This is a genomic window from Anabaena sp. AL93 (assembly GCF_001672085.1).
Classification (GTDB): domain Bacteria; phylum Cyanobacteriota; class Cyanobacteriia; order Cyanobacteriales; family Nostocaceae; genus Dolichospermum; species Dolichospermum heterosporum.
Window position 1 is genome coordinate 12,731 of the sequence record NZ_LJOU01000043.1, and the last position, 19,329, is coordinate 32,059.

Annotated in this window: 18 protein-coding genes; 9 read left to right on the plus strand and 9 right to left on the minus strand. The window is 39.9% G+C overall.

Annotation, left to right across the window (positions count from 1 at the left end; all coding sequences use genetic code 11):
* The first annotated feature begins 56 nt into the window (after positions 1–56).
* Positions 57–287 carry a hypothetical protein gene (locus AN486_RS12935; RefSeq protein ID WP_053538333.1) on the plus strand — a complete coding sequence of 77 codons (231 nt, stop codon included), beginning with the start codon at positions 57–59 and terminating at the stop codon, positions 285–287.
* A gap of 326 nt (positions 288–613) precedes the next feature.
* On the opposite strand, the gene AN486_RS12940 is transcribed toward AN486_RS12935, so the two are convergent.
* From AN486_RS12940 to AN486_RS12950, 3 genes are all read right to left on the minus strand, one after another.
* Positions 614–1,075 (minus strand): ABA4-like family protein, encoded by a 462-nt coding sequence (locus AN486_RS12940; protein ID WP_290600953.1) that lies wholly within the window; start codon positions 1,073–1,075, stop codon positions 614–616.
* 1 nt (position 1,076) lies between these two features.
* Positions 1,077–2,126 carry a cobalamin biosynthesis protein CobW gene (gene cobW, locus AN486_RS12945; protein ID WP_190382294.1) on the minus strand — a complete coding sequence of 350 codons (1,050 nt, stop codon included), beginning with the start codon at positions 2,124–2,126 and terminating at the stop codon, positions 1,077–1,079.
* Positions 2,127–2,282: 156 nt separating this feature from the next.
* The gene (locus AN486_RS12950) at positions 2,283–3,098 is read right to left on the minus strand and encodes a pantothenate kinase (RefSeq protein WP_053538330.1); all 816 of its coding nucleotides are present in this window, start codon (positions 3,096–3,098) and stop codon (positions 2,283–2,285) included.
* 109 nt (positions 3,099–3,207) lie between these two features.
* Here AN486_RS12950 and AN486_RS12955 point away from each other — a divergent pair, with 109 nt between their 5' ends.
* Together AN486_RS12955 and AN486_RS12960 are read left to right on the plus strand one after the other, a co-directional pair.
* Positions 3,208–4,932, plus strand: a complete 1,725-nt coding sequence (locus AN486_RS12955; RefSeq protein WP_290600955.1) for a diflavin flavoprotein — start codon at positions 3,208–3,210, stop codon at positions 4,930–4,932.
* A 95-nt stretch (positions 4,933–5,027) separates the two neighbouring features.
* Complete coding sequence (locus AN486_RS12960) at positions 5,028–6,737, plus strand: diflavin flavoprotein (protein ID WP_290600957.1); 1,710 nt, start codon at positions 5,028–5,030, stop codon at positions 6,735–6,737.
* Positions 6,738–6,947: 210 nt separating this feature from the next.
* Here the strand turns inward: AN486_RS12960 and AN486_RS12965 are convergent, their stop codons facing one another.
* Positions 6,948–7,565 (minus strand): Uma2 family endonuclease, encoded by a 618-nt coding sequence (locus AN486_RS12965; protein ID WP_053538327.1) that lies wholly within the window; start codon positions 7,563–7,565, stop codon positions 6,948–6,950.
* 1,048 nt (positions 7,566–8,613) lie between these two features.
* Here AN486_RS12965 and AN486_RS12970 point away from each other — a divergent pair.
* Positions 8,614–9,375: a Uma2 family endonuclease gene (locus AN486_RS12970; protein ID WP_053538326.1), complete on the plus strand. Its 762-nt coding sequence runs from the start codon at positions 8,614–8,616 to the stop codon at positions 9,373–9,375.
* Between the two features lie 330 nt (positions 9,376–9,705).
* The gene (locus AN486_RS12975; RefSeq protein WP_039200962.1) at positions 9,706–9,996 is read left to right on the plus strand and encodes a 4a-hydroxytetrahydrobiopterin dehydratase; all 291 of its coding nucleotides are present in this window, start codon (positions 9,706–9,708) and stop codon (positions 9,994–9,996) included.
* A 147-nt stretch (positions 9,997–10,143) separates the two neighbouring features.
* On the opposite strand, the gene AN486_RS12980 is transcribed toward AN486_RS12975, so the two are convergent.
* Positions 10,144–11,175, minus strand: coding sequence for a hypothetical protein (locus AN486_RS12980; protein WP_039200963.1), 1,032 nt, complete (start codon positions 11,173–11,175; stop codon positions 10,144–10,146).
* Between the two features lie 289 nt (positions 11,176–11,464).
* Between AN486_RS12980 and folD the strand changes: the two genes are divergently transcribed.
* From folD to AN486_RS12995, 3 genes are all read left to right on the plus strand, one after another.
* A complete protein-coding gene (gene folD / locus AN486_RS12985) occupies positions 11,465–12,340 on the plus strand; it encodes a bifunctional methylenetetrahydrofolate dehydrogenase/methenyltetrahydrofolate cyclohydrolase FolD (protein ID WP_168637174.1) in 876 nt (291 codons plus the stop codon).
* A gap of 218 nt (positions 12,341–12,558) precedes the next feature.
* On the plus strand, positions 12,559–13,497 hold the full coding sequence (gene crtE / locus AN486_RS12990) for a geranylgeranyl diphosphate synthase CrtE (RefSeq protein ID WP_290600961.1): 939 nt from the start codon (positions 12,559–12,561) through the stop codon (positions 13,495–13,497).
* A 93-nt stretch (positions 13,498–13,590) separates the two neighbouring features.
* Positions 13,591–14,046, plus strand: a complete 456-nt coding sequence (locus tag AN486_RS12995; protein WP_015079166.1) for a divergent PAP2 family protein — start codon at positions 13,591–13,593, stop codon at positions 14,044–14,046.
* Between the two features lie 46 nt (positions 14,047–14,092).
* On the opposite strand, the gene AN486_RS13000 is transcribed toward AN486_RS12995, so the two are convergent.
* From AN486_RS13000 to AN486_RS13015, 4 genes are all read right to left on the minus strand, one after another.
* Complete coding sequence (locus AN486_RS13000) at positions 14,093–14,758, minus strand: hypothetical protein (protein WP_081424348.1); 666 nt, start codon at positions 14,756–14,758, stop codon at positions 14,093–14,095.
* Positions 14,759–14,970: 212 nt separating this feature from the next.
* Entirely contained in the window at positions 14,971–15,300 is a 330-nt protein-coding gene (locus AN486_RS13005) for an MgPME-cyclase complex family protein (RefSeq protein WP_053538323.1), read from the minus strand.
* Between the two features lie 153 nt (positions 15,301–15,453).
* Entirely contained in the window at positions 15,454–16,173 is a 720-nt protein-coding gene (locus AN486_RS13010; protein ID WP_290600962.1) for an ester cyclase, read from the minus strand.
* 295 nt (positions 16,174–16,468) lie between these two features.
* Complete coding sequence (locus AN486_RS13015; RefSeq protein ID WP_015079172.1) at positions 16,469–17,191, minus strand: pyridoxine 5'-phosphate synthase; 723 nt, start codon at positions 17,189–17,191, stop codon at positions 16,469–16,471.
* Between the two features lie 435 nt (positions 17,192–17,626).
* Between AN486_RS13015 and AN486_RS13020 the strand changes: the two genes are divergently transcribed.
* A complete protein-coding gene (locus AN486_RS13020) occupies positions 17,627–19,282 on the plus strand; it encodes a mechanosensitive ion channel family protein (RefSeq protein ID WP_290600965.1) in 1,656 nt (551 codons plus the stop codon).
* The last annotated feature ends 47 nt before the right edge of the window (positions 19,283–19,329 follow it).

The following is a 19,329-nucleotide window of genomic DNA, read 5'->3' on the forward strand; positions in this document are numbered from 1 at the left end:
CTTCATTTTCTTTCCATTGGCAAATTTACACATTTAAATAATGGAGGTTGACCAATATGTTTTTACAAATCAAAGATAGCCGCGATTTAGTGAAAATAGTTGATGTTCAAGAACTATTAGACCCCACTAGTAAAATTGTCCATGCCCAAGACCAAGAAGGACAAGAAGAACAAGAAACGGACATTTATCAAAAAGAAGAACTAGTGTTTCCTTCTGGGGAAAAATTACCACGCTGTTGGTTAGATGCCAAATTTAGAGAAAGAGAAAGAAAATCTGTAGCAGCTTAATATTAATTACATAGGGTGATTTATCTCACCCTATAATTATAATTGGTAAGTAGGTGAACACAATAAAACCAAACTCTGTAAAGAAACGTAAAATCGCTGAAAACTTCTTTACTCTTGCCTCTTGCCTTGCTATAACGACAATTTTCAACGCCAACCTACTTATTAACCCCATAGGTTGTATTTACAGCAAATTGTCATCAAACCCGGAACAAGAACCCCACCCCCAACCCCCTCCCCGCAAGCGATGAGGGGGATAAGATCGTCTCTACAAGGTTTCTAGGATACGCATATCCCCGACTTCTCCAAGAAGTCGGGGATATAAATTCCTAAACTTCTGCTTTTTGTGTGACTGTCACACCTTCAGAATCTTTAGAAAAAGCCTTGGTAATCCAATAGGTGAAAATATGAGAAAGGACACCTAAAGGACCTGCAAATAAACACAAAGCTATCGAGTGAATTGTCCAAATTCCGGTTTTTTGACCTTGCCAATAAATCCATCTACCAACAAATAAATCCATAACCAAAAAGTGAATCCAGCCTGTAGCAGCAGCAGTTTCATTACTAAAAAACTTGGCTATATCTGCTAATTGAGGATTTGATAAAGCAGCAGCATTTTCTGGAGTAATGCTGGTGACAAATAAGTACAGATATGCACCCGCTAAAACTACAAAAGGTAAATAAGATTCCATTACCTTGCGGGTGATATTCCAGTTAGGCAATAAAATCATTAAAGCCCAAAAAGGCAAAACAAAAAGATTGGCAACGTTAAATAAATCTGTGATATTCATATTACAAAGCTACTAATTGAGATTCTATTGCTGAAGATTGTAAATTACGACCGATAAAAACTAAACTGGTTTGTTTTGGTTCTTCTACTTTCCAAGGACGATCATAAAATTTATCAAATCTATTTCCCACACCTTGCATAACTAACCGCATGGGTTTATTAGCAACCGCCACAAAACCTTTAATTCTGTATATTTCTTGTTCTTGTGCCAGCTTTTCTAATGTTGCTTGTAGTTTTTCGGGGTCAAATGTCCGGTCTAAAATCACGTGAGTTGAGTTAATTTCATCATCATGATCATGGTCTTCTTCTGTGTCGTGATGACTAGGACGATCATCTAAATTATCTTCAACTGCGGCAGCAAATCCTAATAAGATAGATGGATCTAATTTACCATAATCACTAGAGACAATTTTCACAACTCTAGGTAATTCATCCTTGACTAATTCTAGGACTTGTGCTTGTGTTTCACTATCAACCAAATCAGTTTTATTCAAAATCACTAAATCAGCACAAGCAAGTTGATCTTCAAACAATTCTTGTAATGGTGTTTCATGTTCTAGACTATCATCTTCTTGCCGTTGGGCGGCGATCGCCTCTAAATCACTAGCAAATGTTCCCGCTGCAACTGCGGCACAATCTACTACTGTAATTACTGCATCTACTGTAGCAGCGTTGCGGATTTCTTGCCAACGAAAGGCTTTAATTAAGGGTTTTGGTAATGCTAAACCAGAGGTTTCAATGATAATATAATCTATGCTATCGCGGCGTTTAATTAATTCCCGCATTGTCGGGTAAAATTCCTCTTGAACCGTGCAGCATAAACAGCCGTTTGTCAGTTCAAATATGTTAGTTTCTGGATTTGCTTCTGTTTCATCTTCAGGGCAAATTTGACAGGATTTCAATAATTCTCCATCTATCCCCAGTTCGCCAAATTCGTTGACTAATACTGCTATCCGTCGTCCTTGGTTGTTTTGGAGGAGGTGACGGATAATGCTGGTTTTACCGCTTCCTAAGAAGCCTGTGATGACGGTAACGGGGATTTTTGTAGCCATGTTTTCTGTGTGGTTTTGAATTCAATTTTACCATATATCGTCAAACCCAGATCCCCGACTTCTCAAAGAAGTCGGGGATCTAAACTTGTTAAGAGGTTAGGTGTTGATTCGGAAAAATCTGTTCCTGATACGGTAGAGCCGAGTTTTAGAGATTTATTACCTAATCACTATATTTCCAATTCCCTGAAATATCAAATAATTATCTACAATTAATCGTTCTGCTATATCTGGAACTTGTTGATAAAGATAGGTTTTCAATAAATTACTATCACCACCAGTCATTACAACCTGACTACCAGGAAATAACCGCCACCAAGCCTCAATAAAATCCTTTATCCCACTTAATAAAGTGTAAATTACGCCACTTTGAATTGCATCTGATGTATTCATGGCAAAATGTAGTGGTAAAGATATCATTAAACCAGGTTTTAATAATGGTAATTGTCCGGTTTCTTGCCCTAAACTGGCAAATTGTAACCCTAAACCCGGCAAAATTGCCCCACCAACGAAGCATTGATGATTGTCTGCACCTGTAAAAGTCAATGCTGTACCAGCATCAATTACTAATGTGGGAAATCCCCAAGTTATTCCCGCACCCCATACCGCTAAAGCCCTATCAATTCCTAATGTGGGATACATTCTCTCTAATGGTACATCTTCTAAAGTAATCAGACGCAAATGAGGGTAACTTTGCCACAGTGCGGTTTGACTAGGAACGACAGAAGCGAGAATCAGGGGTATAGGATAATCTGGAATAATGGGAAGATTGTTAGGTAGAGAAATCGCTGTCAGCCAATTATCTAAGGTTGGACATTGAGCTAATTGTTGGATAATAGATGCAGATAGATGAAATATGTCCCCAGTTGAGTATAGGGTTTTATCTATGAATAATGCCCAATGAAGGCGGGAATTGCCCACAATTAGGACTATGGAAAGACGCTGTTGGTCTTTTGACTGAGGATGATTGTTCACAGTTTTAATTTTCTTAACTGAGGTATATGTTTTTTAAGAAAAATTAATATTCAACCCGTGCCACAATAAGAGCAAGGCATAAATACTCAATTTATTAAAGAGGGGCGTTATGGTATTGCTTACCGAGAAACTAGAAAAGCGTCTGACTATAAATACTGTAGAGATTAGTGAAGATACTACCGCAATTCGGTCTTTAGATTGGGAGCGCGATCGCTTTGATATTGAGTTTGGTTTACAAAATGGCACGACATACAACTCTTTTCTGATTCGTGGTGAGAAAATCGCCCTGGTTGATACCTCCCATGAAAAGTTTCGCCAACTTTATTTTGATACTCTCACGGGTTTAATTAATCCCCAAGATATTGATTATTTAATTGTGAGTCACACTGAACCAGATCACAGCGGTTTAGTGAAAGACTTGTTACAACTCGCGCCTCATATAACCGTAGTTGCGTCAAAAGTGGCAATTCAGTTTTTGGAAGATATGGTACATCAACCATTTAACCGGAAAATTGTCAAAAATGGCGATCGCCTAGATTTAGGAAATGGACACGAATTTGAATTTGTCATAGCTCCTAATTTACACTGGCCGGATACCATTTTCAGCTTTGACCACAAAACCCAAATTCTCTACACCTGCGACGCTTTTGGGTTACATTACTGCTCAGAAAGTACCTTTGATGACAATTTAGCAGCAATAGAAGCCGATTTTCAATATTACTACGATTGTTTAATGGGTCCAAATGCCCGTTCCGTCCTGTCCGCAATGAAGCGCATGGGAGAATTGAAAACAATTCGCATGATTGCCACCGGACACGGACCCCTACTATACCATAATGTTGAAGAATTAACCGGACGTTATCGCAGTTGGAGTCAAGGACAAACCAAAGCGGAAACCCCTGTAGGGATATTTTACGTCTGGGAGTACGGTTTTGGCGATCGCATTGCCCAATCTATTGCTAACGGGATGACAAAAACTGGTGTCGCTGTCGAAATAGTAGATTTAGCCAGCGTTAACGAATTACAAGAACTGCGGGAACTGGTAGGACGTTGTACAGGCTTAGTTGTGGGAATGCCCCCAACTTCAGGCAATTCTAACATTCAAGCCGCCCTCAGCACCGTTTTAGGTTCTGCCAAAGAAAAACAAGCAATTGGTATTTTTGAAACCGGTGGAGGAGATGATGAACCCACCTATCCCCTATTAAATAAATTCCGGGCTTTAGGCTTAAATATCGCTTTCCCCGTCATTGAAATTCGGGACACACCCACAGCCAACACCTATAAAAAGTGTGAAGAAGCGGGTACAGACTTAGGACAATGGGTGACAAGAGACAAAAGCATCAAAGCCATGAAATCCCTTGCGGCTGATTTAGATAAAGCCTTGGGAAGAATTAGCGGTGGTTTATATATCATCACAGCCAAAAAAGACGACGTATCCAGCGCCATGTTAGCCTCCTGGGTAAGTCAAGCCAGCTTTAAACCCCTGGGCTTTTCCATCGCCGTCGCCAAAGATCGAGCCATAGAATCACTCATGCAAGTAGGCGATCGCTTCGTCCTCAATGTACTCGAAGAAGGCAACTATCAACCATTAATGAAACACTTCTTAAAAAGATTTGCTCCTGGTGCAGATCGTTTTCAAGGAGTCAAAACCCAACCTGCCGAAAACGGCGCACCCATCCTCACCGATGCCCTAGCATACATAGAATGCGAAGTTGTCAGCCGCATGGATTGTGGCGATCATTGGGCAGTATACAGCACAGCCTACGCCGGTAGAGTCTCCAACCCCGATGCCATGACAGCAGTACACCACCGGAAAGTGGGGAATCATTATTAGAACCCCACCCCTAGCCCCTCCCCGCAAGCGAGGAGGGGGACAAGAAAATTATTTACAAATTTTGATTTTATTGAATTGTTTAAGGAAATAAAACTATGTCAGAAACTAAACCCCGTGACGTACAAATATTGCCCATTGGGACAGATACAATCGTATTGCGATCGCGCAGTTGGGCCAGATTAAGATTTGAAATTGAATATGCTTTAGCCAAGGGAACAACGGCTAATTCTTATCTCATCCAAGGCGATAAAAATGCCCTGCTTGACCCCCCTGGCGAAACCTTTACCGAAATTTACCTCCAAGCCTTACAACAGCGGTTTGATGTCAAAAAACTCGATTATGTAATTCTTGGTCACATTAACCCCAACCGCGCCGCAACACTAAAAGCATTACTAGAAATCGCCCCCCAAATTACCTTTGTTTGTTCTAACCCAGGGGCGATAAATCTCCGCGCAGCTTTGGAAAATCAGGATTTACAAATTTTGGTCATGCGGGGAGAAGATACCCTAGATTTAGGAAAAGGACATCATTTACAATTTATTCCCACTCCTAACCCCCGTTACGCTGACGAACTTTGTACCTGGGACCCACAAACAGAAATTTTGTTTTCTGATAAATTATTTGGAGCGCATATTTGCTCAGATCAAGTTTTTGATGAAGGTTGGGAAGTATTTAACGAAGATAGACGCTATTATTTTGACTGTTTAATGGCACCTCACGCCAAACAAATCGAAACGGCTTTGGAGAAATTGGCAGATTTGCCGGTGCGAATGTACGCTACTGGTCATGGTCCAATGGTGCGCTATGGTTTAATTGACATCACCAAAGGCTATCGGGAATGGACTAAACAGCAAACTTCCGCTGATATGACAGTGGCTTTAATTTACGCCTCAGCCTATGGCAATACTGCAACTTTAGCACAGGCGATCGCTCGCGGCATCACTAAAGCCGGTGTCAGTGTCGAATCTATCAATTGCGAATTTACCGAACCCGAAGAAATCAAAGCCGCCATTGCAAAATCCGCCGGTTTCGTGATTGGTTCTCCCACATTAGGTGGACACGCACCCACACCAGTACAAACAGCTTTAGGAATTGTCCTCTCTACCGCAACTAACAATCAATTAGCCGGCGTATTTGGTTCTTTTGGTTGGAGTGGAGAAGCCGTTGATTTAATCGAAAGTAAACTCAAAGACGCAGGTTACAGATTTGGATTTGACACCATTCGCGTTAAATTCAAACCCAATGAAGTTACCTTGCAAACCTGCGAAGAAGCGGGAACTGATTTCGCCCAAGCATTGAAACGCGCCACGAAAAAATCAGTTGTCGCTAAACAACCTGCAAGTAATGTGGAACAAGCAGTAGGGCGGATTGTTGGTTCTATATGTGTGGTTACAGCCACTCAAGGTGATGTTAAAACGGGAATGTTAGCATCTTGGGTAACACAAGCCAGTTTTAATCCTCCTGGTTTAACCATTGCGGTAGCTAAGGATAGGGCTATGGAAACTATGACATACACGGGTAACAAATTCGTAGTTAATATCTTGGCAGAAGGGAAGGAAATCCGTAAGCAGTTTATGAAAGTTTACGCCCCTGGACAAGATAGATTTGCAGGTTTGGACATTCAAGAGGCAAATAATGGCGGAATTATTCTCAATGGTGCTTTAGCATATCTAGAATGTTCTGTCCAAAGTCGGATGGAATCTGGTGATCATTGGTTAGTTTATGCCACTGTTGATGATGGTAAAGTCTTAAATCAAGATGCTGTCACAGCGGTACATTATCGCAAATCCGCGAGTTATTATTAAACAGTAGGGTGGGCATTGCCCACCTAAATGTACAGCAGATTCCAGATAAATATTTCTACATTAGGACTTACGCACAAGTCATGGAAAAACGAACCACAGAGGCACAGAGTTCACAGAGAAATGAGGGTTTGAGAGATATTTTGCGTAAGTCCTATACATAAAAAAGTAAACAGTGTTTTACAGAAATTGGAAAAACTCAGGCAGGAAGGTTTAATTAATATTACCAGCTTTAAAAATTTGTTCAGCAGTCAACTTTAATTCTGGGAAAGTTGATGATACTATCAATTCACTACCTGTAAATTGACTAATTTGGTATTCTCTATCTATCAGTTGATGAATAGGAATAGTTGGTTGTTTAGGACTACCAATAAACCTTTTACTTCCCAGTGCTAAATAATCCACAATCCAATATTCAGCAATACCTAATCTTTCATAATCTCCCAGCTTTTTATAATAATCATCTTGCCAATTTGTACTCACAACTTCAATAACTAAAGGAATCGAATCAGGTTCAGAAATTACTGCTGATTTTCTCCAGTTTGGGTCAGTTGCTAGAATGTTTCTATTGATTACTAACACATCTGGTAAATAGCTGGATTCGCTTCCTGGTGTTTTCACAAAAGTGGTTTTTGGGATTCCATACGGTAAATTCAATCGTAAATACTCAGCCGTGATTCTCTCAGCTAAAAAACAAATAATATCTTCATGAAAACCTACGGGTGGATTCATTTCAACAATTACTCCATCATGTAATTCATAGCGTCCCTTATCAGGTAGCCATTCTATAAATTCTGCAAAAGTTACTATTTTTGGTAAGGCTTGAAGCATAATTTACCTACCTTTGTAAATTCAAAATTATTCAAATTGCAGCGACTTCTAAAGGGAAGGATGGTTATAAGCGAGCATAGATAAGTTTAATCTCATTTTTATATTATGTATATGCAGCCACTACAATTTGACCAAGAGCATTCATTTTACATATTTAACCATGTTTTATTTTAGTTATTTTAGAATGAAATTAAACCGTAGATAATTGCTCGTTCCCAGACTCCGACTGGGAATGCCTACCAGGAGGCTCTGCCTCCAATCCTAGAATACAAGCCATTTTACCCGATTTTGTGCTGGTACTTGAGGCAGAGCCTCATCAACTGCATTCCTAGTCAGAGACTAGGAACGAGAAAGAACAGAGAGAAAAATATTTTATATAAACTACTTGACGACGGTAGAGAGCCAGTGTATTATATTAAGTAACTCAATAAAAAAAGGGGAGGCCTCTATCAGAGCAGTCCACCCCTAGTAAGGTTAAGTTTGATACAGAAGACAATATAGATGTTTTTGCGAGAAACGTCACGTTATTGTCGAAATGTATATTTTGAATTTACTTCAGTTTTAACTGAGTAACAACAGATTCTACGGACTTGGCTGTAACAGCTAGGCTTACAAAACTAGTAGCTATTAAAGCCAAACAAAGCAAGACAAAAACACGGTTCATAAGTATCTTCCTTTCTCTTGTGTAATTTGATAATCATCAATTTTAACATCATCCATAAACCATTGGATGATGAAATTTCTGTTGATACAGTATTTCATTAGTTATTATAACCTAACACTTCAGTAAATTTTTAATTTTACTAAGAAAAATTCTCTACTTTTGAAAATATCATTTTATTAGAACAAATGTACTAATTTAGTGTTAATGAATACCGTCACCTTAAACTTAGATCCAGTTATTGGACTGACAGATGATCCGATTTGTAGGTTGGGTTGAAGCATGAAACCCAACGCATTTGTTGGGTTGCGCTGTCGCTTAACCCAACAAAGCAGAAAATGGACAAGGTATTGATAGTGAAGTTGACATTTCTTTTTTGCAGCCGTTATGTATCAAACAGACCCACCGCGTTCTGCTAAGGAATTCCTACCGACAATGTATGATTTACCTAGCGAAGATCCAGAGGAACCCGGGTTGCCAGACGAATTTCATCTTTTACAACCGCAGTTATTACGGGAAACTTTTTGTCCGTCAAAGTTCCCGGAAAATCAGGTATTTATCGCCACAGACTTAAATCTTTACTACGATGTTCATCATCCATTATGGTATAAACGCCCTGACTGGTTCGCTGTCGTTGATGTCCCCAGGTTGTATGCACAAAAAGAACTGCGGCTGAGTTATGTAGTTTGGCAAGAAGGCGTTAATCCTTTTGTAGTGGTAGAATTTATTTCACCAGGAACAGAAAAAGAAGATTTAGGGAGAACCCTACGAGATGCTAGTCAACCTCCAACTAAGTGGGAAGTTTACGAACGAGTTTTAAGAGTACCCTATTATCTAGTTTTTGACCGTTACACTGACCAGTTAAGAGCATTTCAGTTACAGGGAAGTAGTTATGCTGAATTGGAAATCAATCAACTGCGTGTATGGCTAAATGATATTGAATTAGGTTTGGGACTGTGGCAAGGTGTCTATCAAGGCATTGAACGGCAGTGGTTACGCTGGTATGATGCTTCAGGTAACTGGGTTCTCACACCGGCAGAACGGGAAAGAAAACAAGGGGAGAAAGAAAGAAGACGTGCAGAAAGATTAGCAGCACAATTACGCGCTCTTGGTGTTGAACCAGATTTTGGTGATGATGAAGAGGGCTAAACTGCTGACTCTGAAAAATTTAACCCAGAACAATTTCTGTGAGGGCTAGAAGTATGGCTAACGCCACGCCGCGCTATCAGGAGGATTTAGAAGAAGTTAGAAGTAATATCAAGTCTGGAAAATTGAACGATTTTTGATGCTATGATCACACTTTCCTTGCACCTCATTTATCTTTCATACAGATGAGACTCTTCATGCGTCTGGGTTGTAGGTTTATTCAGCAAGCCCTAAGTATCAGCAAATATTACTCAAAAGATGGAAGCATAAACACAGAAAAAGATGATAATTAGAGAGGATTAGTATCTATAAATCTCTGTGTAGGTTAGAAAAATGGCAGCCCAAAAATTGAGCGAAACCGAACTAACATTAGCCCTGAATAGTTTACCAGGATGGCAAATCAAAGAGGGCAAATTATACAAAGAATATAAATTTAGCTCTTTTGCAACGGCGTTGGGTTGGATGGTTAGTGCGGGTGTTCACGCGGAAAAACTTGGACATCACCCGGAATGGTTTAATGTTTACAATACTGTTCAGGTTAATCTTATTACCCACGATATCGGTAATGCTATCAGCAATTTAGATGTGGAACTGGCAAAGAAAATGGAGGAATTAGCGCCGTAACAGCCCCGGCGAATATAATTCACGGCTATACAAACAAAGTCCGCCTGCGCGGACTAATAAAGAAAAATTAAGGGTTTGAACCCAAGTAGGTGGGTTTTGCTTGTGTAGATGCGGTTTCTAACCGCCTTTTTCATGTTTAAGTTGAGTCTAACTCGTTTCCTGAATCTGTAATCTAATTGTGTGTTCTATTGTTCCGCTTAATTGCAGTTCCATGATTTCCCCTCCTAGAGGTTCTATGCAGGTGAGGAGCGATCGCAAATTGGGCGTACTTGCACCAGTATCTACATATAATCTATCTGCTAAACTACTGATTTTTTTCCAGGTCATATACAATTTGCCAATGGTTTGTTCAATTTGTGATGCCTGATTTACCAAGTCAGCAGCAATACTTAAACAACCGACTCTCTGGGCTTCTTCTAAGGCGGTTTCAATATCTACGTCTTCGGCGATTAAGGCTTGCACTTGGGCGGCAGATTTGAGGTATTTAGCTAATTGCCTAGCTTCTGAGGTGGCTTGTTTGACTGTATCAACGTCAGGATTGGCGGCTATATCCCTTTGTAATGCCTTTTGGTGCAATTCGGGCAGTTTTTCCATTTCCTTGACCAGAGGGGCAATGTAGCGCGGTGGCAGACTGTTATCTGCCGCTTTTTCCCTGACTTCTTCTGGTAATAAATCGGAGGACATGGCTGTCCATTCGTCGCTGAGTTGACGGACTTCTCTGCGGGTAATGCGATCGCCTTTCTCAGCAGCTTCACTGACCATCTGTTGTACTTCTGGAGACGCTTTGGCGGTTTCTACAAATGCCCGTTTACTAAAGTTATTAACCGTATCTGGGTTCAGTTTGCCATCTGATATCAAGGTATCAGCACTATTGGCTAATTGAATCCAACTATAGGCTTGAGTCTTACTGATTTCGCGTTCTTTGAGCCATTTAAGGAAACCCGCACCGCGTCCATCTCCGCCCTTTTTCTCTCGGTCACGGATAGCGCGTAAAATGCGACCACGCCAAATTTCTGTTTGTAAATCAAAGCGATCGCATACCTGCCATGCTACATCAAGTTGTTGTAAAAAATCGGACTCAGGAATTTGTTCATCTTCTGGATCAGGTAATGCAAAGTCTAAATCTGCTGGCTGTTGGAGTGCAGCAGCAATATCATTCATAGAGTCGGTATCTTGCACGATGGATAGCTGGTTGGGGTATGCGATTTAGCTTATATTCACGCAACTTGCGTCATGAAAATTGGTGAGTAATTATTGTACTTTAAAAATTAAATTTTAGGGGGACTGGGAAAATGAGAAAATGAAGGGACGAAAGTGCAGAACAGACAAAAATAACAGGACTTACGGAAAATATCTCTGAAACCCTCATTTCTCCGTGTCCTCTGTGACTCTGTGGTTCGTTATTCCGTGATTTGTGCGTAAGCACTAAATAAGAAACAATTCTCTGTCACCTGTCACCTATTCCCTTATGAAACAAACCGCCAAAATCCTTGATGGTAAAGCATTAGCCGATAAAATTCAGCAAGAACTTAGCGAGACAATTGCCAAATTACAAGGTAAAATTGGGCGATCGCCTGGATTAGCGGTATTAATGGTGGGAGATAACCCAGCCTCAGCCGCTTATGTTCGTAACAAAGAAAAATCCTGTGCTAAAGTCGGAATCGCCTCTTTCGGTAACCACTTTCCTACCCAAACCAGCCAAACTGAATTAGAGGAAGTAATTGCCCAACTCAACGAAGATGAAAGAGTAGACGGGATTTTAGTCCAGTTACCCCTTCCCAATCATTTAGATGCTGTCAGTCTATTACATCAAATTGCACCGGATAAAGACGCTGACGGACTCCACCCCGTGAACTTAGGACGACTGGTGCGAGGTGAAACAGGTTTACGCAGTTGTACTCCTGCCGGTGTGATGCGATTGTTAGCAGAATATAAAATTCCTTTACAGGGCAAAAAAGCTGTGGTTGTAGGACGGAGTATTTTAGTAGGTAAACCGATGGCTTTGATGCTACTAGAAGCTAATGCTACAGTTACCATTGCCCATTCTAAAACCCAGGATTTACAAGATATTACCAAAAATGCTGATATCTTGATTGCTGCCACCGGTATTCCCGGCATGATTAGTGCTGATATGGTAAAGTCGGGCGCAATTGTGGTAGATGTAGGAATAAACCGGGTTACAGATAGTAATGGCAAAAGTCGGTTAGTTGGTGATATTCAATTTGAAGCGATCGCTAATGTGGCAGAATATATTACTCCTGTTCCTGGTGGTATCGGTCCAATGACAGTAGCCATGTTATTGCAAAATACTGTTTCTAGCTATTTACAAACAACAGGCAACTGAGAAATAATTTTTATGAATATTCATGATTCCTCAGTACAACGGGAATCAACAGCGGATTTTAGATTTATTCCCCGCACAAATTCGGGGACTTGAAACTCTTTAAGATTTTCAATCCAAAATCTAAAATCCTGTGAGTGTTTCCGCCCCAAACCCCCGTAAAATTGGTACATAGATCACAAACAACCCAATATTTTCAAAAGTCAAGAGGAATACAAAGCATGGTAGCAACGGATAAAAGATTGGAAACCCCAAAAAAATCAGAGTCGGCTAGTTTTAACCTCGCTACCTATCTCAAACAACGACAACAGCTTTGCGAACAAGCTTTGGACAATTCCATTACCGTCGTTTATCCAGAAAAGATTTATGAAGCCATGCGCTACTCACTCTTAGCTGGAGGTAAACGAGTTCGTCCTATTCTCTGTCTCGCTACTGCTGACATGATTGGTGGCACAATAGAAATGGCCATGCCTACAGCCTGTGCCGTAGAAATGATCCATACCATGTCATTGATTCATGATGATTTACCCGCAATGGATAATGATGATTATCGTCGCGGTAAACTCACAAATCATAAAGTTTATGGTGAAGATGTGGCTATTTTGGCAGGAGATGGTTTATTGGCTTTAGCTTTTGAACACGTAGCCGCCCAAACTCCTACAAATGTACCTAGGGATAGAGTTTTACAAGTCATCATTCGCCTCGGTAAAGCCTTGGGTGCGGCTGGCTTAGTCGGTGGTCAAGTGGTAGATTTAGAATCGGAAGGTAAGTCAGATATTTCCTTAGAAACCCTGAATTTTATTCATAATCATAAAACCGCAGCTTTGTTAGAAGCTTGTGTAGTTTGTGGGGGAATTATTGCTGGTGCATCTGCCGAAGATGTGCAAAAATTAACTCGTTATTCTCAAAATATCGGTCTGGCTTTCCAAATCATTGATGATATTCTGGATATCACCGCTACCCAAGAGCAGTTGGGTAAAACCGCTGGGAAAGACCTCACAGCCCAGAAAGTTACCTATCCTAGTCTGTGGGGAATTGAAGAATCTCGCGCTAAAGCTCAACACCTGGTTGCTCAAGCTTGTGCTGAATTAGCATCCTATGGTGAAAAAGCCATTCCTTTGCAAGCGCTCGCTCACTTTATCATCAGCCGCAATAACTAAGCCCAATTGTGGATTTTAACTAAATTTTGGCTTCTACTGCCGTTTTTCCTCCATACAATCACTGCTTACACTTACTAACTTCACCAAAATACCATGCAGGACATAGGCGAAATTGTTAACAACCGGGTGCTGCTGGTTGCGCTTGTAGCTTGTTTTGTAGCTCAAGGATTAAAGCTTATCGTTGAGTTAGTCAAACATCGTAAATTAAACGTGCGTGTTTTAGTAACTACTGGAGGTATGCCCAGCGCCCATTCAGCCCTAGTAACAGCCCTAGCAGACGGCGTTGGCCAAACTTTAGGTTGGGCATCTCCAGAATTTGCTCTAGCTACAGTTTTTGCTATCATCGTTATGTATGATGCCGCTGGAGTGCGTCAAGCTGCTGGTAAGCAAGCAAAAATCCTCAATCAAATGATTGATGAATTATTCCATGAAAAACCGGACTTTTTTCAAGACCGTCTCAAGGAATTATTAGGACATACACCAGTTCAAGTTATCGCTGGTTCAGTTTTGGGTGTAGCTATTTCTTGGTTAGCACGGGCTGTTTATTAGTCGGTTGTTCGTTGTCAGTCGTCAGTGGTCAGTTGTTAACTAACTCTTAACGGACGGTTGAGCGCAGTAAAACTACTTTCCGACCATCTGCTAATATGGCTACAAATCCGCTTTCGCTGAGTTTTTGTAATGTATTATATGCTTCTTTTTGGTTGGTAGTATAAACTGCCAACAGGTAAGGGCGTTGTCCATAGGAGACAAAACCCACATCACCTCCTACGGATTTTTGCAGGCTACTAACCATTTCTGGACGGTTAAAATAATCAACCAGAATTGCATAACCTTCCCCTAATATTTTGGGGTTATAGCTAATTTTTGAAGTTGGTAATTTTGGTGTTGTTTGTGGTACTTGTTGAGGTGCTTGTTGAGGTGCTTGTTGGGTAGCGCGAGTGGTGATAATGGCAGATAAACCAACTATATTCTGAATATACCTTGCCCAGCGATTGGCATCATCAATATTTTTAAACCCACCAATTCGCGTTACTGTTTGATTATTATATTTGCAAGTAACTGTTTTTAATTCAGTCGGTAATGCACTACGCAACTGCTTTTGATTTTCAGTTGTGGGACTTACTACTAATAATAAATATTCTCCCGCATTTGGTGGTTGACAATTAGTAAGATTTTGTTGAGCAATAACAGGATTGATATTGCTAATTAAGGGAGTAACTGCTAGTAATAAGGCACTTGGTAAGATTGTTAATATTTGCATAAATTGGTAATTGGTCATTGGTAATTGGTAATTGGTCATTGGTAATTGGTAATTGGTAATTGGTAATTGGTAATTGGTAATTGGTAATTGGTCATTGGTAATTGGTAATTGGTAATTGGTAATTGGTCATTGGTAATTGGTAATTGGTCATTGGGGAAGAGGTGAAATTCTTATATATTCCCCGTTCCCCGTTCCCCGTTCTCTGTTCCCTATTAAGAAGCTGTGGTAAGGGATGCTAATGGATTTGGTATAGTGTCGCTAGGGGCGGAGAATTCTCCAGTAATCACATACTCTAACCGCAGTTTTAGCCAAGTTATAAATTGCGAATTGGTGGAAATAATGGCCGCCGCAGGTTGGGGACATTTCTTTTTAATACCTGCCATTTTTGGTGTTTCTAAAAAAGCGGGTTGCTTAACTAACCAAAAATCAATTTCTTTTTCTTGTTCATGATAGTTACGAGTCCGTTCTTTGAGAACTTCGTCTATTGGTTCTTGTTCCATAAGAAAGTGTTGACTGGCCAAAACGTAATAGTATGTTTGCATTTTCTTTGCTTGCTGACTAATCTATAATTTTAGGTTACTGCGGTAATATCCCCGACTTCTAGTATTAATTCATCATTTATTAACATCATGAAAACAGAAGTCGGGGATCTGCTATAATTTCAGGGTACAGTGTTGAATCTGTACCCTGAGCGATTAACTTTTCTTCAATCCCTGAAACCAAGAACCAAAAGGACAACCACTGCCCTTATTTTCACTATTTTCTAGTTTGCCACCTGCTGTCAGGCTTTCTAAAAATAGGGCATTATCAAAATAGTGTTCTAAGGAAACAATTTTTAAATCGTCGGTAACTTGAGCAACACTCATACCGATAATTTCAACTGTTTTCCCTGTGGGTGCATAACCTTTATACTTACCCTGAAAATGTCCCCAGTGTCGCCATTTAAATGTAACATTGGGAGGACCAGAATAAACCGCCAATACTTCCCAGGGAAATCCTTGAGGAAAGGTACTATGAAAGATATCATGGGATGATTCAAAACTTTCCTCTGAAGCTTTGTAATGTTCAGAATCAGCCATAAATAAATTATAAGTACCTGATTTACCTAATTCGGCAGCGGTGTATTCTTGACCACCATTGCTTGTTACCCGGAATTTGTCATTGACGATAGATAACCACTGTGCGGGGTTAGTTTTCCATGACACTTCCATTTCAAAGGTTCTTACCAGGTTTTCGACAATAGCTTCCAGTGTACCTTCGAGATGATGGTGGATACTCTCTTTTGCTAGGTTTTGCTGAGAACGGCTATAGTCAGGAGATTTTTGATTGCGCCATTGAGCATCAGTGCTGGCTGCAATTACCTTGTCTCTATCTTGTACCCATAGGGGCAAGTTGTTAGACTGTTGAGAAGTCATAGAAGTTTGAAGTTTCCAAATGTGACTCTAATTTTCTGGAATTACGCAGCTAACACCCCTCTAGTAGTCTGTCAAGCAGGGAGGTGGGGGAGGTGGGGGAGGTGGGGGAGGTAGGGGAGGTGGGGGATGTGGGGGATGTGGGGGATGTGGGGGATGGAAGAACAGAAGTTTTTTCCGATCATTACCCGTCAAAATAAATTTGACGACCTACTAGTCCAAAGAGGCAAAATGTAGGGGGGAATATATTTCCCAATCACCAATTACCAATTACCAATTACCAATTACCAATTACCAATTACCAATTACCCCGCATTGCTTCTTTCATTTCTCGAACTGCTCTTTCAATACCTACTAAAGCTGCCCGACTAATGATAGTATGACCGATGTTGAGTTCTTCCATGCCTGGAAGGGCGGCAATGGGGTAAACGTTCCAGTATGTGAGTCCATGACCGGCATTCACCCGTAACCCTGCTTTAATGGCTTGTTCACAGCCTTGGGCTAATAAAGCTAGTTCTTTTTGGCGAGTTGTTTCGTCTTTGGCTTCTGCATATTGTCCTGTATGCAGTTCAATAAATTTGGCTTTTACCTTGACAGATGCCTCAATTTGTGGTGGTTCGGCATCAATAAACAAACTTACGGGAATGCCAGCATTTTGCAACTTATCAACTATCTCTCCTATTCTAGCAATTTGTCCGACAATATTTAAACCACCTTCTGTTGTTACTTCTTCCCGCTTTTCCGGTACTAAGGTAACATAATCGGGTTTGATATCTAGGGCTATGGCTAACATTTCTGCTGTTGCTGCCATTTCTAGGTTTAAATGGGTTCTCACCGTTTCCCGCAATAGTCGCACGTCTCTATCTTGAATATGTCTTCTATCTTCGCGCAAATGGGCTGTAATGCCATCTGCACCCGCTAGTTCTGCGAGAATTGCCGCTGCTATGGGATCTGGTTCTACTGTGCGCCGTGCTTGACGAATGGTAGCGATATGATCAATATTAACACCGAGTGTAGGCACGCCTAATTTCTCCTGTTTAACAACTATTCAGATGTTGATTTTAGCGGAAATTACAGGGATGGAATCAGTAATAATTGCAATATAAATTTGTTGTAACAAATATATAAATAACAATACAATCGAAACTACAGAAGCTTTTTAAGCGAACTCCTCCATTATTTAATTGCTGAATTTGAGTAAAAATAAAGTATTATCTAAAAATTACACTTAGATAAATAAGAGATACATCAAATATCAATCACATTAGAGGTTAATTTCTGAGATTGGATAGTGACATGACAAATGTGGTCAAACTTAGTAGTAAATAAAGTAGAAATATCAAGAAAATCTAATTTATTTATTACTCTACTCTATCCATATTCCTATTTTCTGAGATTCTTTAGATAATTGATCTTTTCAATTTGTTGAAAATTGTAATAGTTTAGACAGGCATCAATGATTTATCTTCTTGGTCAAGCAGCAGCATCATCACCTTCACCGACTAAACCTGTAGCTACAGCACTACTAGCTATGCCAACTGCGGCACAATTTGGTACGTTCTTTTTCACTTTAGGTTTATGTGCGGGAATCTCTTTTGCCATTTATGTAGGACTTTTCTTTGTCTTGCGGCCTCTTGTTCGCAAATGGGAAAAGGATACATTAATTCTCATTCTTGGCGTTTCCCAAACTCCCTTGACTATAATTTTCACCCTGATTAGTCTGAAAATTGCTCTATTCAATTTAGGTGATTCAGGGGAGATAATGAAATGGATTCAGAAAGGAATCACAGCCTTTCTCATAGCAGCTTTAACTTACTGGATTACTCAGTTATTCACTGAAGCAGCCGTCACCTATTTGAAGGCTTATGCAAGGCAAACAGAAGCTGTTTGGGATGATGTTTTAATACCTCTTTTGCAGAATTTCATCCCAGTAGTTACTTATATTATTGGTATTTCCCTATTCTTTAGTTCACTTGGTGTAGATTTATCGGGAATAGGATTAGCTCTAGGTAGTATCACTGTTGTACTGGGGTTAGCAGTGAAAGATATTTTAAGCAACTTTTTCAGTGGGTTGGTTCTCTTAGTTGATACACCATTTAAGTTTGGAGATATTATTGCTACTTCCGATGGTTCATTAGCAATTATCAAACAAATTGGTATTCGGGTAACAAAATTGTATTTGATTAATGAGCATTGTGAAGTGTATGTACCTAATGCTAATTTAGGAAATCAAACTATAACTAACCTTAGCCGTCCTACTACTCATTATGCTTATACAATTCCTGTAGCAGTGAGAATTGATGCGGATGCTATGATGGCAACAAATATTCTGCGAGAAATTGTGGCTGGACATCCAGATACTTTAGCTAATTTTGATGAAAAACTCAAATCGTTAGATAGCTTCTATGGGTTAAAAGAAGGTGAGGAAGATAAGCTTTCTAAAAAAGAAGCTGGACGGAAACGGATATTGGTTGAAAAAGAAATCAATATTCAGTTAAATAAAATCAACGCTGCATTTGAGAAATTAATTGAAGACATTATAATTGTAGAAAAGGGTGGGTTAGATGTACAAGAAATGAAAGGTCTCATGAAGGACTATATGGAGATATTAGACCTAATGGGAATGGTTGTGATTACAGAACGTAAGGGTAAACGACAACGTTCCTGGTTAGAAGAAGAAGCCCCTGGAAAACAAAACCTAATTAACTTAGTGAGACTTTGGTATGAAGCTTGGTTAGAAGATCCAGATTTAGTTTTGGAAGATCGAGATATCTTACCTGAAGAATGGGAACAGAAAATTGAAGTCTTAAAAATCAAACTTAGTAAATTGTTTCAAACAATTTCCAATCCCGGTGTTAATGAAACTAGATTAGATGACTATGCAGTCAAGTTTTTAGATTGGATAGAAACTAATTTTAAAGAGTCATCTACTGCTTGGAAAGAACCACAAATTCAAATCACAGATATTCAAGGTTCTTCTATGCAATTTTCTGTAAGGTTCTACATTGATAATATTCAATTAGAACATTGGAGACGTGGTGAACGAGTTAAAAATGAGGTACGTCGTGAGATGATTCGTCGCTTGAGATTGGCTCATATCTACACTGGTTAAGTTATAAAAATGTTGGCTCTGCCGGACTTAGTATGCTAAACTAACAA

What these genes read in the sequence shown, in the direction of transcription:
- AN486_RS12970 (WP_053538326.1), top strand. Translation starts at nt 8,614, where the DNA reads ATGTATCAAACAGACCCACCGCGTTCTGCTAAGGAATTCCTACCGACA.
- AN486_RS12935 (WP_053538333.1), top strand. Translation starts at nt 57, where the DNA reads ATGTTTTTACAAATCAAAGATAGCCGCGATTTAGTGAAAATAGTTGAT.
- crtE (WP_290600961.1), top strand. Translation starts at nt 12,559, where the DNA reads ATGGTAGCAACGGATAAAAGATTGGAAACCCCAAAAAAATCAGAGTCG.
- AN486_RS12965 (WP_053538327.1), bottom strand. Translation starts at nt 7,565, where the DNA reads ATGCTTCAAGCCTTACCAAAAATAGTAACTTTTGCAGAATTTATAGAA.
- AN486_RS12975 (WP_039200962.1), top strand. Translation starts at nt 9,706, where the DNA reads ATGGCAGCCCAAAAATTGAGCGAAACCGAACTAACATTAGCCCTGAAT.
- AN486_RS13005 (WP_053538323.1), bottom strand. Translation starts at nt 15,300, where the DNA reads ATGCAAACATACTATTACGTTTTGGCCAGTCAACACTTTCTTATGGAA.
- AN486_RS12995 (WP_015079166.1), top strand. Translation starts at nt 13,591, where the DNA reads ATGCAGGACATAGGCGAAATTGTTAACAACCGGGTGCTGCTGGTTGCG.
- AN486_RS13010 (WP_290600962.1), bottom strand. Translation starts at nt 16,173, where the DNA reads ATGACTTCTCAACAGTCTAACAACTTGCCCCTATGGGTACAAGATAGA.
- AN486_RS12940 (WP_290600953.1), bottom strand. Translation starts at nt 1,075, where the DNA reads ATGAATATCACAGATTTATTTAACGTTGCCAATCTTTTTGTTTTGCCT.
- cobW (WP_190382294.1), bottom strand. Translation starts at nt 2,126, where the DNA reads ATGGCTACAAAAATCCCCGTTACCGTCATCACAGGCTTCTTAGGAAGC.
- AN486_RS13000 (WP_081424348.1), bottom strand. Translation starts at nt 14,758, where the DNA reads ATGCAAATATTAACAATCTTACCAAGTGCCTTATTACTAGCAGTTACT.
- folD (WP_168637174.1), top strand. Translation starts at nt 11,465, where the DNA reads ATGAAACAAACCGCCAAAATCCTTGATGGTAAAGCATTAGCCGATAAA.
- AN486_RS12960 (WP_290600957.1), top strand. Translation starts at nt 5,028, where the DNA reads ATGTCAGAAACTAAACCCCGTGACGTACAAATATTGCCCATTGGGACA.
- AN486_RS12955 (WP_290600955.1), top strand. Translation starts at nt 3,208, where the DNA reads ATGGTATTGCTTACCGAGAAACTAGAAAAGCGTCTGACTATAAATACT.
- AN486_RS13020 (WP_290600965.1), top strand. Translation starts at nt 17,627, where the DNA reads ATGATTTATCTTCTTGGTCAAGCAGCAGCATCATCACCTTCACCGACT.